19 protein-coding genes are annotated in these 12,599 nt (G+C 31.8%); 17 read left to right on the top strand and 2 right to left on the bottom strand.

Annotated elements, in window-relative coordinates:
• From J2Z80_RS01490 to J2Z80_RS01420, 16 genes are all read left to right on the top strand, one after another.
• On the top strand, nucleotides 1–438 hold the full coding sequence (locus tag J2Z80_RS01490; protein WP_209452783.1) for a prepilin peptidase: 438 nt from the start codon (nucleotides 1–3) through the stop codon (nucleotides 436–438).
• Nucleotides 435–617, top strand: a complete 183-nt coding sequence (locus tag J2Z80_RS01485; protein WP_209452782.1) for a hypothetical protein — start codon at nucleotides 435–437, stop codon at nucleotides 615–617. Before J2Z80_RS01490 ends, J2Z80_RS01485 begins: the two co-directional genes overlap by 4 nt.
• A gap of 70 nt (nucleotides 618–687) precedes the next feature.
• Nucleotides 688–1,593 carry a C39 family peptidase gene (locus J2Z80_RS01480; protein ID WP_209452781.1) on the top strand — a complete coding sequence of 302 codons (906 nt, stop codon included), beginning with the start codon at nucleotides 688–690 and terminating at the stop codon, nucleotides 1,591–1,593.
• A gap of 296 nt (nucleotides 1,594–1,889) precedes the next feature.
• Nucleotides 1,890–2,048, top strand: a complete 159-nt coding sequence (locus tag J2Z80_RS01475; protein ID WP_209452780.1) for a hypothetical protein — start codon at nucleotides 1,890–1,892, stop codon at nucleotides 2,046–2,048.
• Complete coding sequence (locus tag J2Z80_RS01470; protein ID WP_209452779.1) at nucleotides 2,032–2,493, top strand: putative toxin-antitoxin system toxin component, PIN family; 462 nt, start codon at nucleotides 2,032–2,034, stop codon at nucleotides 2,491–2,493. Before J2Z80_RS01475 ends, J2Z80_RS01470 begins: the two co-directional genes overlap by 17 nt.
• 116 nt (nucleotides 2,494–2,609) lie before the next feature.
• Complete coding sequence (locus J2Z80_RS01465; protein ID WP_209452778.1) at nucleotides 2,610–2,858, top strand: SpoVG family protein; 249 nt, start codon at nucleotides 2,610–2,612, stop codon at nucleotides 2,856–2,858.
• Between the two features lie 45 nt (nucleotides 2,859–2,903).
• On the top strand, nucleotides 2,904–3,416 hold the full coding sequence (locus J2Z80_RS01460; RefSeq protein WP_209452777.1) for an HD-GYP domain-containing protein: 513 nt from the start codon (nucleotides 2,904–2,906) through the stop codon (nucleotides 3,414–3,416).
• A gap of 46 nt (nucleotides 3,417–3,462) precedes the next feature.
• Nucleotides 3,463–4,194, top strand: coding sequence for a helix-turn-helix domain-containing protein (locus tag J2Z80_RS01455; RefSeq protein WP_209452776.1), 732 nt, complete (start codon nucleotides 3,463–3,465; stop codon nucleotides 4,192–4,194).
• 97 nt (nucleotides 4,195–4,291) lie between these two features.
• Nucleotides 4,292–4,711 (top strand): single-stranded DNA-binding protein, encoded by a 420-nt coding sequence (locus J2Z80_RS01450; protein ID WP_209452775.1) that lies wholly within the window; start codon nucleotides 4,292–4,294, stop codon nucleotides 4,709–4,711.
• A gap of 59 nt (nucleotides 4,712–4,770) precedes the next feature.
• Nucleotides 4,771–5,787: a ParM/StbA family protein gene (locus J2Z80_RS01445; RefSeq protein ID WP_209452774.1), complete on the top strand. Its 1,017-nt coding sequence runs from the start codon at nucleotides 4,771–4,773 to the stop codon at nucleotides 5,785–5,787.
• 220 nt (nucleotides 5,788–6,007) lie between these two features.
• Nucleotides 6,008–6,304, top strand: a complete 297-nt coding sequence (locus J2Z80_RS01440; protein ID WP_209452773.1) for a hypothetical protein — start codon at nucleotides 6,008–6,010, stop codon at nucleotides 6,302–6,304.
• A 76-nt stretch (nucleotides 6,305–6,380) separates the two neighbouring features.
• Nucleotides 6,381–6,593 (top strand): hypothetical protein, encoded by a 213-nt coding sequence (locus J2Z80_RS01435; RefSeq protein WP_209452772.1) that lies wholly within the window; start codon nucleotides 6,381–6,383, stop codon nucleotides 6,591–6,593.
• Entirely contained in the window at nucleotides 6,571–7,092 is a 522-nt protein-coding gene (locus tag J2Z80_RS01430) for a hypothetical protein (protein WP_209452771.1), read from the top strand. Before J2Z80_RS01435 ends, J2Z80_RS01430 begins: the two co-directional genes overlap by 23 nt.
• Nucleotides 7,093–7,371: 279 nt before the next feature.
• Nucleotides 7,372–7,503 (top strand): hypothetical protein, encoded by a 132-nt coding sequence (locus J2Z80_RS15080; RefSeq protein WP_280953151.1) that lies wholly within the window; start codon nucleotides 7,372–7,374, stop codon nucleotides 7,501–7,503.
• Nucleotides 7,504–8,145: 642 nt separating this feature from the next.
• Nucleotides 8,146–9,042 carry a hypothetical protein gene (locus tag J2Z80_RS01425; RefSeq protein ID WP_209452770.1) on the top strand — a complete coding sequence of 299 codons (897 nt, stop codon included), beginning with the start codon at nucleotides 8,146–8,148 and terminating at the stop codon, nucleotides 9,040–9,042.
• Nucleotides 9,039–9,551: a hypothetical protein gene (locus tag J2Z80_RS01420; protein WP_209452769.1), complete on the top strand. Its 513-nt coding sequence runs from the start codon at nucleotides 9,039–9,041 to the stop codon at nucleotides 9,549–9,551. Before J2Z80_RS01425 ends, J2Z80_RS01420 begins: the two co-directional genes overlap by 4 nt.
• Nucleotides 9,552–9,587: 36 nt before the next feature.
• Here J2Z80_RS01420 and J2Z80_RS01415 read toward each other — a convergent pair whose 3' ends face one another.
• Together J2Z80_RS01415 and recA are read right to left on the bottom strand one after the other, a co-directional pair.
• Nucleotides 9,588–10,184 (bottom strand): AbrB/MazE/SpoVT family DNA-binding domain-containing protein, encoded by a 597-nt coding sequence (locus tag J2Z80_RS01415; RefSeq protein ID WP_209452768.1) that lies wholly within the window; start codon nucleotides 10,182–10,184, stop codon nucleotides 9,588–9,590.
• Nucleotides 10,185–10,436: 252 nt separating this feature from the next.
• Nucleotides 10,437–11,486 carry a recombinase RecA gene (gene recA, locus J2Z80_RS01410; protein WP_209452767.1) on the bottom strand — a complete coding sequence of 350 codons (1,050 nt, stop codon included), beginning with the start codon at nucleotides 11,484–11,486 and terminating at the stop codon, nucleotides 10,437–10,439.
• Between the two features lie 303 nt (nucleotides 11,487–11,789).
• On the opposite strand from recA, the gene J2Z80_RS01405 reads away from it, so the two are divergent.
• On the top strand, nucleotides 11,790–12,584 hold the full coding sequence (locus J2Z80_RS01405) for a 4Fe-4S cluster-binding domain-containing protein (protein WP_209452766.1): 795 nt from the start codon (nucleotides 11,790–11,792) through the stop codon (nucleotides 12,582–12,584).
• Nucleotides 12,585–12,599: the final 15 nt, after the last annotated feature.

Here is a 12,599-nt window from a genome sequence, read left to right as displayed (position 1 = left end):
GTGAGTGTATTTTTGAGCATGCCAGTGGTACTTTTGACAGCTTATGCAGCTTATACTGATATAAAAAGAAAGCAAATAGATGATTGGGTTTCGATAGTTATTGTTGTTTATGGTTTTACTATTAATTCGATTTTGGATCGTCCAAAATTAATTGAAAGCTTGTTTTATGCTTTTGCAATATTTATATCATTGTACCTTATATATTTAATTACTAATGGTAGTATTGGTGGTGGTGACGTAAAACTTCTTACGGCATTGACTTTTTATTTTGCAGATAAAATTATTATATTGTTATTTTTAGCAAGTGTAATTGGTCTTGTATATGGACTTATTAAAGGAATTAAAGAAAAGACATATCTAAAAACTGAAACAATTTTTGCGCCTTCAATTTTCGCTGCAACAGTGCTTACTATACCATTGATGAAGGTGATAATGTGAGCAATAAGACAGTTAATTTAGGACATGCAGACAAGCCTGTATGTCCTAAATGTGGCAAGCGTGACTATGACATTATAGACTACAATGTTTCTGATAAACAGGAACTTGGCATGTACTGGTTTAAGGTCAGGTGCAAAAACTGCAAACAAAAATTCAAGTATTACAAAGACTTTGAGTAAGGTATGCGCATACCTTAAATTGTGGATAAGACAGGTTTAATGTCTGTCTTTTTTTTGTAGAGGTGATAGGATGAGTAAAAATATAAGAAAAATTGTAGTTTTTGTTTTGTTTTTTCTAATGATCTTTTCAGAAGCTTTTGCATATCAATTGACATTTGTAGATCAGTCATTTGAAAATTGTACTACAATTGCAAGCAATTATATTGATGCCTTACAAACAATTAAACAAGGGAATTCATATATTATAAAAAATTTGGAAAACGGAACTCAATTAACAGTAATTAATAGTGATAAACAGGAATATTTAGGAACTTTTTTGTTTTTAATAAAAGGTATAAAAAAATATATTTTGCCATTTGATTATAATTATATCTATAAAGAATATAAAGAAGCAGGTTTTCCAAGTATTCCAGATATAACTGTGCTTAATACTCGTACTTATGATTGGTATGTAAATCAGGGCTTTACAGGAAAATACAGCGATTCTAATTGTGGTCCTGCAACAACCTTAATGGCATTAAAATGGGTATATCCAAATACAAAAATAACGGTAGAACAAGAAAGAGAAGAAATACATCCAGATGGATCGTGGTGGTGGACGTATGATATATACAATTATTTAAAGAAAAATAAGGTAGATGTAGCTTATAAACATATAGAAGATGTTGAAGATTTACAAAATATTGTAGATGATGGAAATATTGCAATATTAGATATAAATCCAATCAAAATATCAAAAGGATCAGATAGAATCGGAGACATTTATCCGACTGATACAGGACATTTCATAATATTAATGGGATATGCAAAAGCCGGTAATAATACTTACTTTGAAATATTCGATCCTGCCAGCTATTGGCAGAAATCTGACAATATTCCTATAAGGCAAGGTAGATATTATATATCAAATGAATTATTAAATGCAATAAATGCCAGATGGTCATATGCAATAGTGGTAAAAGGGAACGAATCATAATAATCCGATTCCTTTTTTATATTCTGTAACTAACAGTAACAGTAATTAGACAGGTTTAAAGCCTGTCTTTTTTTATGTGTTCGGTTATAAAAATAGTTAATGTTGGATAAAATTAGATAAAATCAGATAAAATTAAATAAGATTAAATAAAATGAATTAAGAAATAGAAAATAAGAACTATATGATTATAATTAATAAATATGGAAGTTGCATGTATGCAACATGGAGGTTTATACTTTATGAAGAGGCGAGTAATTTATTTTCAAACTTGGAAGGATAAAAAAGGGGGAAGAAAGATGAAAATTACTAAGAAGAAAAATAATGATTATACTGATCTATTAAAAGATCTGGAAAATGCTTTTAAATTAGGAAATACGATGGCACAGAAGAAGTCTTTTACTAAAGAAGATTCGAGAAAACTTTTATATAAAGTAAGACATGGTAGTAGTTATTGATACAAATGTATTTATTGATGCTTTTTTTCATAATGATGTGATGTGCCAGAGTATTTTAAAATTAATAATTTGTAATAAAATTCAATTAGCCGTTTCTATTCCAATAGTTGATGAAATTTCAAATATTTTTACTGAACATTTTATAAAATTAGAAGCAGATTTGGAATCTAAAAAGTATATTGAAATAAGTAAAAATAGAATTTTAGCTTTAGCAAATACATATAATCCGATAAAAAAATTTTCAATATGCTTGGATGAAGATGACAATAAATTTTTTGATTGTGCTTTTGAAGCCTGTGCTGATTATATTATTACAAGTGATCATCATTTGTTTTCTGTAAAAAAGCCATTTGTTAATAAATCTGGTGCTAGTTTGGATGTTGTAAAACCTGAGAGGTTTTATTATATATATAATTTTAGCCAAAAATTTAGGATAATATATTAAAATTATAGAAAGCAGAACTTCAATGTTATGCTTTTTTATTTTTATTAAGACAGGTTTAATGCCTGTCTTTTTTTATGTACAACAAAAATATAAAATTCATAGAAAGGATGATATGTATGCAAATCACAAAAACAGAATTCAGAAAATACGACAAAGGAGGCAACATAAAAGGCTTTTGCAGAGTCGTGTTTGACGACTGTTTTGCTATCGAAACACGCTTGATACAAGGCAAAAATGGAGTTTTTGTGGCATTTCCAGATCACAGAAACAAAGAAGGCAAATATTCACAGCAGGCATATCCGACAACAAAGGAAATAAGAAGTGCAATAATAGACGCAGTTTTAAAAGCATATAAAGAAGCATAATAACAGGCGGACAATGTTCCGCCTTGTTTTTTTTGAGGTGATGAAATGACAATAAATCAAGAACTTAAGAAACATCATATACGTACAGCAAGGCTTTGTGAAGAAATTGCAAAGGAACTTAATATGCCATATAACGATCTGATTAACCTTCTTCTTGCTGCACAGTTGCATGATATAGGCAAACTTAAAGTGCCTGAAAAAATACTTTTAAAGCCTGGTAAGTTAACTGGAAAAGAAATGGAGATTATGAAAAAACATACTATATGGGGCTTTGAGAAAGTTAAAGAAATGAAAATGGACGATATGGTTGCTGATGCCGTTTTGCACCACCATGAACGATATGACGGAAAAGGCTATCCTGAAGGTTTAAGAGGAAATGATATACCATATTTTGCACGTATAATAGCTATTGCAGATGCCTATGACGTCATGATTAACGAACGTGTCTATAAAAAAGCATTAAGCGCAGAAGAAGCCGTTAATGAGCTTTGCAATAACAAAGGAACACAGTTCGATCCTATGTTGGTAAGTCTATTTATAGACAAAATAAATAAATAGATGTACAATAATGTAGAGAAGTAAAAAATAACAAGGAGAGAGTTAAATGGCAGAACGTAGATGTCCTGTATGTGGCAGTGAATTGGTAACTGTATATAAAACTTTTGAAATAGATGGCAAAGAAAAGGTTAAAAATGTTCCTGTAATAATGTGTCCAAAATGCAATATTTCACTTGTAAACACAGACCTTTTGATAAACATAACGGAAAGGTCTGAATTAGAAAATAAAAACGAAATTTTAGAAGAACTGAAAGAAGCTAAAACTGATGAAGAAATAAGAAATGTTTTAAAACAATATAAATTTCAAAATCATATAAGGGAGATTTTGAACGAAAAAAAATTGTCTTATCACTGGCTCGCTTATGTATTAGATATATCAAGCAGTTATATTCGTGATATTGTAAAAAATAACAGAGCGATAAAAATTAAAACAGCCTTAAAGATTGCTTATGCACTTGAAGTTGATATAAACAAACTGTATACACTCGAAAAAGAAAATAAGGATACAAGCAAGTCAGCAATTTATATTTGTAAGTTGACTGAACGTGATGAAAAATTGAAAGAAGAATTGAAAAAATTTGACGTAAAATGTTATATAAATGATGTTTTAAAAGAAAAAGGCATACAGGAAATTCAACTTGCAAGGAGAATAGGCGTGTCAAAGCAGAGTATGCATAAAATGATTAGTGTTACAAAAGAAAATATGACAATAGAAACTGCTTTGAAAATGTCCTATGCGCTTAATGTTGATATAAACAGAATATTCACTTTGGAATAGCAGGTTTTGGTGCCTGCTATTTTTTTGTTGGTACATCTAAATATTGATTTTGAGCATAAATAGATGTACAATTATAATTAGAAAGGAAGTTGATATTATGTTAAACAAAGTAATATTGATAGGACGTTTAACAAAAGATCCTGTGGAACATAACACACAGACAGGACATAAGGCGGTACGTTTCACGCTGGCTGTTGACAGAAATTTCAAAGACACTAACGGAAACAGGCAGGCTGACTTTATAAGTGCAGTTGCTTGGAACCAGCTTGCGGATCTTATAGGCAAGTATTGCAAGAAAGGCAAAGAAATAGCAATAGTTGGACGGTTGCAGACAGGCAGTTATACAGGACAGGACGGACAGAAAAGGTACACGACTGACGTGGTGGTGGAAGAAGTGCAGCTTTTAGCTGATCCGAAAGTCGATAGCAATAGTAAAAATAGCAGCAATAATACAGCAGATGATGACTTTAATTTTGATGGCTTTGAAGAAATCAATACTGATGGTTTGCCATTCTAATCACTGGAGAAGGTATATCCTTCTCCTTTATAAATCAACTTGATAGGAGGTTTTTTTATATGAATATAGGTCTTGATTTAGGTTATGGTTACGTGAAAGGCGTTAACGACAAAGGCAAGAAAATACTATTTCCGTCAATAGTCAGTATAGGCTTTGATAGGATTCTTTCAGGCATATTCAATACTAATGAAAATATTGTTGATAACATGTATGTGAAAATAGCCGATGATGGTGGCGAAAAAAGCTATTACATTGGCGAACTGGCAAAAAGAGAAGGATTTTCAGATTCGTTTATGCTGGATACAGAGAAGTATAATCAATCGGAAGCAAAGGCATTGCTTGCTACAGCGACTGCACTCTTAATGACCGATGAAGATAAGATAATAAACATAGTAACAGGTCTCCCGCTGAAACAATATCAGACATACAGAAAGCAGTTTGAGAAAGAAATTAAGCAGTACAAGGCGATAGTATCATTTCCAGAATACAACCTAACAAGAATCGTTAAGTTCGATAAGGTTATAATATTTCCTCAAGCAGCAGGTGCAGTATATCATGCACTTATGAATAACCTTGATAAGTATATGATTAAAGACTCATATATAGTCCTGATTGATGTAGGATTCAAGACGACTGACTATGTGGTGTTTTTAATAAATAACCGTCTACGTTTTTCGCCAGATCTTTCAGGTACACTTGATATAGGCATATCAAAAATATTTGTAGCATTAGATAAGCTTTATACACAAAAAACAGGCTCTAATACAGATACAGAAGGACTTTTGTCAATTTTAGAAAATAACAATATATACTTCAGAGGACAATATATAGACTTTACAAAAGAACTTAATATACTCAAAAACGAGCTTGCAAGGCTTATCAAAAAAAGTATACTAAACAGCCTTAAAGATAAATACGAAAAAGTCAGCACAATGTTTGTCGCAGGTGGTGGTGGCAAGGACTTATATCCATACTTAAAAGATGCACATGCCAATGTTGAACTTGTGAAAGATGCGCAATTTGCTAACGCTTATGGTTTTTTAAAGATATGCCAGATGCAACAAGATATTGCATGATAACACTTAATAATCTTGTTATCTTGCGTATTTAGCAAGCAGGAAAAATAATTTTGTTAACATATATTGATAACAGCTATAAAAGCCTGTATAACAAAGATATAGAGGACTATTAAACAAAAAATGATAACAATTTTAAATCAAAATATAAAACATTGTTATCATTTTTGATTAAACATCCTATAGAAACTTTGAAAAATCAAGAAAAGGCGGTGTTATCATGCAGTATGGTTTTAGAACAAGAGCAAGTGATAAGGAAATTGACAGTGTCCTTTTATCACTGCAAGGAAAAGAACGGTCAGAGTTCATTAGAGAAGCTTTAAGTTTTTATATTAAATTTAAAGATACATTAGATAGCATAAACAGCAATATTGCAGACATTAAAGAAACATTGAATGATCTTAAAAAGAGTGGTATAAGTGTAAAAGAGAATTTAAAAGAACCTGAACAAGAACCTGTAAAAAAAGATAATGAAGATATTTTTAAAGAAATGATGAATGATTTTCTAAATTTGTAAGGCGTTATGCCTTATTTTTTTTAAGTATTGCAAAATGTGTTTATTGTGTTTGAGTTGCACATTTATGAGGAAAGGGGTGTGTGATATGGAACAGAAAAGAAGGCTTAATGTCCGTGTTGATGTAGATTCGCCGATCTGGCATGAAAGAAACATGAGCGAGACCACACGGAAGGCTTTAGACTTCTATTATACTTTTTGGCATACTACAAACAGCGTTTTAGACAAGATAGAATACATCCTTAAGGAAATAGAAAGGAAGGATAAAGATGAGTCAGGAAATAAAGGTTGATTTAAATTCCTTATTAGATACTTACAATAGTATTGAAAGAGCAAGAATGGATTTGTATTGGGCTATCAATAAATGTTTACGAAGCGGCGAAAAGCCTGATATTGTTTTACCTTGCGATGATGTTAAAGCCGAAATGACAGATGATATTATTAAGGTTGTTGTGCCTGATTTCCCTGCTGAATTAGGACCTGCTAAAAACATAGAAAAAAATAGATGGATAGATAATATTATGTATGCTTTACAAAAACTTGATAAAAATATACATTTTGAGCATGTTTTTGTTTTTATTAAGTTTTTTACACCAGTTAAAAATTGTGATATAGATAATTGGAACATTAAGCCTATTATTGATGCCATTAAAAAATCTTTAATAATTTATGATGATGATTATGAACATTTATCATTTGGATTTAATGCAAGGTTTAGTAATGAACCTAAAACAGAAATTTACATTTTTGACTATAATGAACTGGTAAAAAGTCTGCCTAAAATCCTGTAAAAATACTGAAAATAACCTGTGATTTTTTAGAACGAAAAATAGGCATTTGCAAGGTTTAAAAAAGTATGATAAAAGTACCTAAAAATCATAGGTACTAAAAATCATAGGTTAAAAATCACTCTTAAAGTATTGAAAAATTTTTAAAATCGTCTCGATTAAAAAGTGCAAAAAATGATCGAAGTAAGGAAAAAGATATGCTAAAAAATCGAGACCTAAAAAACACGCTTAAAAATACAGTGATAAAAAAGAAATAATCGCTGGAAAAAATGATGACGTTTTGTGCAAAAAATTTGCTTTAAAGATAACAGAGGAAAAGGCAAAATAACGTTAGAAGATATGCTTTCAATGCACGTAAGACACAAGGTTAGAAAAAGGCAGAGGAAAAGGTTGATGCAGGCAGAAGAAAAGTAGCCAATGTAGACAAAAAATAAGCATGAAAGAAAGGCAGAGGAAAAGCAAAAATAACGCAAAAGAAAGGTTCATCAGTGCACGCAAGATATAAGCTGAAAAGTAGGTAGAGAAAAAGCAGCAAAAAGGTTCGGTTAAAGCCGAATTCAGGCATGTCGCAATATGCACAAAATCAGGCATGATAAAAGGCAGGGGTAAAACTGAAATAAGGTAAGAGATAAAGCTTCCAATGCACGCAAGATATAAAGGTTAAAGCAGGAAGTGATAAAGCTGTTAATGAGCTGAAAAGAAGAACAAAGTAGGATCGTGATAACGCCGTGAAAAACGCAGTGAAAAAGCACATAAAAAGGCAGTGATAAAAGCCTAAAAAGATTTTTGATAAAGTTCTGTAAATGCCATAATAAGGCTTTAATAAAGTTTAAAAATAAGCCTGAAAATAAGCCTAATTAAGCCTAAATCAAAATCCTAAATAACGTCTAAATCAAAATATAATATAAGACTTTGTTAAAAATAAAACAAATCAAAATGTACTTTAAAAAGGCTTAAAATAAAGCGGTTTTATTATAACGTAAAATGTACAATTAGAATAAAACTAATAAAAGTATAGGTGAATGTTAAAAATTTAACAAGAAAGGAGAAATGATAATGGCTAAAAATATAGAACTGACAGAACGTGACATAAAACTTTTGGAGGAACTTGCAGAATTGAGCATGATAAAGGTAAGTAATGTAAGCCAAATATACGGAAATGACAGGTATTATGAAATAAGACTGTTAGATCTGAAAAAGGCACATTACGTAAGACGCTTGAAAGGCTACGTGATGCTAGGAGTAAACGGAATAAGGTACGCAAAAGAGCATGGATTGGAAGTAAAACATGCGCCTTCAGCGTATGGACAAAAGGAACGGATAAAAAAAATAAGCGATCTGTATTATGACTTTAAAGAAAGTGAATGGGTGTTTATAGACAGCCGTAAAATAAAAGAGCAGAAAAAATCGTTAGATAGAGGAAGTAACTTTTTAGGACTTTTGGTAGGACGTACAGAATACGCCATATATAACATAGGTAAAAGACCTGATGAAAAGAAAATAACGCTCATAAAAAAGGAACAGGAAAAGCTGCATAGAATAGGCATATACAGAACAATAGTGTTTTATGAAGATCCACAGGCTCGTGAAATGTACGGAACAGAAGGCATAGGACTGAAAGAGCAGTTGTTGCTGCCTTACCCGTACGGAATAGAGCTTGTAAAGAAACATGGAGAGCATGATTTAATAGAAGAAGCAGCCATTAAGGTTTATGGAGGGAGCTTGAAAGAGCCTGACTGGAAGGAAGCAGATTACGAAGTTGATAACAAACAGATAATGGTACTTGTAATGAATGATGTGGAAAAGATCGCAAAAATTAAGAATTACTTTGAGTTAGCACAATACAGGTACACAAGAACGGAGGAAATTGAAATAGTGTGTTTGGAAGAGCAGGAAGAAATGTTCAGAGAAATGTTTCCTGAATGCAGCATAAGGACGGTGGAGGAAATATGAACAAAAAAGGCATGATAAATATTGCACCATCTATAGTCCTGTATATAGGACTTATTGGTGTATTAATACTTTCTCACTATTTGACATTTAGGTTTCCGTTAACAGTACAAATAATAAACAAGCCGTGGAGTCTGCCTGAAGAAATTGTTATAGGCATAATGATAGCACCTATAATGCTGCTGATATTGCTTTTTCCAGTAGCCTATATAGAAGAAAAACATGCTGAATCAATGGCAAAAAAATGTACAAAAAACATGGAACTGTCAATACTGAAAATCACAGAACCAAGCACGTGGAGCAAGGTTTATCATTGTCATATCAAGTCTGACAAAATAGATACTGGCTGTAAAATAGTATGCTATAAAGATTCAGAGACAATAAAATCAATTATATTTCCGAAAGAATGGAGAGAAAGGAATAAAGAAATATATAAATATAAGTACTATATAAAAGCAACAATCAAAAATAAATTGCAACCTTCTGCGAATAACAGTGGGCAAGGTCAATAAAATAGGAAACTCCATCCTCTATAGGATGGAATAGGTTCAGATAGTTCTTTCATATCTGAACCATTTAGTTACTTCTTCTTTAGCTTTTTTAGTAGATAAAGTATCAAGAATTAAATTTAACATTGCATCGGAAGGCAAATAAAATAAAGTTTTATTTTTTTCTGTGCTTTTGGGAGTGAATTGTTCAATGATCAGTTTTTGGATTTCATCCTGAATACGCAATAGTTCATCTGCTGGATATTTGGAACTTCTTAATTTAATCACGGGGAATTCTTTATAGCTAAAAATTCCATTATTATCAATTTCCTGTTGTATGAAATCAATTTCCACACCATATTTTATTGAATGTATACTAAGTACACCCACTAATTTATAAATGTCGCTAATTATATCTTTTTCTAATTTGCCAGTTCCTTTACAGACAAAACATTCTATTTCTCCAATTTTAGAAGTTCCAAAACATGCAAAACATGTCTCGTATTCTTTTTCTGCTTCAAAAATGACTTTTTTGCCTTCTGTTCTGAATATTACTTGTTTTCCGGTATCTATATTAAGAAGTTCACATATTTCTTTCGGAATTGTAATTTGTCTTTTACCTGTTACAGTTGCTTTTAGGTATAAGTTTTTGTTCATTTATAATACCTCCTTGAATTTCCTTGATACATAAATTATACATCATTTTATTAATTAAGTCAAAGAAAAATATTGATAAAGGCATATATAAGCCTATAAAAGAACCTGAATTTGCTATTGGATAAAAACAAATAAAATATTCAGAAAAATTGCAAAAAGCTGATGTAATGTAGTATAATACCTAATAAGAGGGACTTTTTCTCCGTTGTTCCTCCCGCTAAAACAAAAAGGTATGCGCATAAAAACGCATACCTAATTTTCTGTTATGTCATTATCAGTGAAAGAGTCATCAGAGGTAGATTTAATTTTGTCAAAGGCCAAATTAAAGTTCTCTCTGATTTTCTGTTCAATTTCGTCAGCAAGCTCTTTGTGTTCTTTTAAATACTGTTTGGCATTTTCACGTCCTTGTCCAAGCTTAATGTCGCCATACGAGTACCAAGCACCGCTCTTCTCAATTATTTCGATGTTAGTTCCAATGTCCAAAAGACTTCCTTCTTTAGAAATACCTTCACCATACATAATGTCAACTTCAGCCTGCTTAAAAGGTGGTGCAACCTTGTTTTTCACAACCTTGATGCGTGTCCTGCTACCGACTATATTACTATCTTGTTTTATGGGATCTGACTTCCTGACGTCCAGCCTGATAGTTGCATAAAATTTCAATGCACGTCCGCCAGGAGTTGTTTCAGGATTTCCAAACACCATGCCAACTTTTTCACGTAGCTGGTTAATAAAAATAACAGTAGACCTTGTCCTGCTTATAGCACCAGCAAGTTTTCTTAAAGCTTGTGACATAAGCCTTGCCTGAAGTCCAACATGAGCGTCACCCATGTCACCGTCAATTTCAGCTTTGGGCACAAGAGCAGCGACAGAGTCAACAACGATAAGATCGACTGCACTGCTGTGTATAAGTGCGTCAACAATCTGGAGAGCCTGTTCGCCAGTATCAGGCTGCGAAACTAATAAGTTATTAATATCAACGCCTAACTTTTGTGCATATGTTGGATCAAGTGCGTGTTCAGCATCAATAAAGGCACTGGTACCACCTAGTTTTTGTGCTTCAGCAATCATGTGCAATGCTATAGTGGTTTTGCCAGAAGATTCAGGACCAAAGATTTCTATAATACGTCCTCTAGGAATTCCCCCAATACCTAAGGCAATGTCTAACTCAAGGCAGCCTGTAGGAATAACTTCCACGTTCATCTTTGGAGTATCGCCTAATCTCATTATTGCACCTTTGCCGAACTGCTTTTCTATTTGAGCAATAGCCTTTTCTAATGCCTTTTGTTTTTCTTCTTCCATCAAAATTCCTCCCTTGCAGTGGTTATATCTTAATTATAGCAGAAACAAGCGGAACAATATCGCTGAACAAAAAGATTTTTCATATAAGATGGCAGATATTACAAGGTATGCGCATACCGAAAATATGCAGTAACTGCATAAAAAGTACACAATACAAAACATGTCTAGAAAAATACAGGGTATATATACACTGTACAAGGACATTATGAAAAATTATGCAAAAATTAAATAAAAAAACTTAAAACGGACTTAAATAAGTTCGTTTTTTTTATTTACAAAAAATGAAAAAAAGGAGAGATAAAGATGTCTAAAATATTCATATTGCCATATAAGGGTGAAATAATAAGCGAAATACGTCCAGCTTATTTTTTAAAGGCTTTTGGAAAGGAACCGTTACCAATGCGAATATTTTCTTTTGGTAAATGCAATTTTAACTGCGAGTATTGCAAAAGAGAAGGACAATGGAAAAATAAAAATGGAAGTATTTTGCATTCCGTACAAGTAGAAGAAAATATCCTATATAAAAAAATAGACGAAACAATAAGTTCACGACAAGTTATAAGACTGTCGGGAGGAGATCCGTGTATGTACAAAAGATTATCATTAAAAATGCTCAAATATGCAAAACAAAAAGGTGGAATAACAAGCATAGCACATAATGGATCATCTGTAGAACTAGCAAAAACAATATATCCTTATCTGGATTTTGCCTCAATAGATGTAAAAGCATCTAATGCAGCGAAATTTGCAGAGCTTACAGGTTTAACCGAAAGCAAATCGGAAAAAATGCTAAATAATTCATATAAGGTCCAAAAAATATTATCAGAAAATGGAGTATTGGTAGATGTAAGAACATGCGTGTTCGCTGATACGACAATAGAAGATTTATTGATAATAGGAAAAAAAATACAAGAAAGTGGAAATATTACAAATAAGTTTTGGACTATAAGGTTATATAATGAGATTAAAGGTTCGAATAAGAAAACATTAAAAGAAGAAGATGCATTAAAAATGTTAGAAATAGTTAAGAAAGAAATACCAAATTTAAAAATTGGAATAAGAACAAAATGGGAACCTGAAGGTTTCATATACCTATAAAAAGTTTATTATATC

The organism is Thermoanaerobacterium butyriciformans, from assembly GCF_017874545.1.
Lineage (GTDB): Bacteria > Bacillota > Thermoanaerobacteria > Thermoanaerobacterales > Thermoanaerobacteraceae > Thermoanaerobacterium > Thermoanaerobacterium butyriciformans.
The sequence above is the reverse complement of the archived record's forward strand: the minus strand, read 5'-3'. Positions and strand labels throughout refer to the sequence as shown.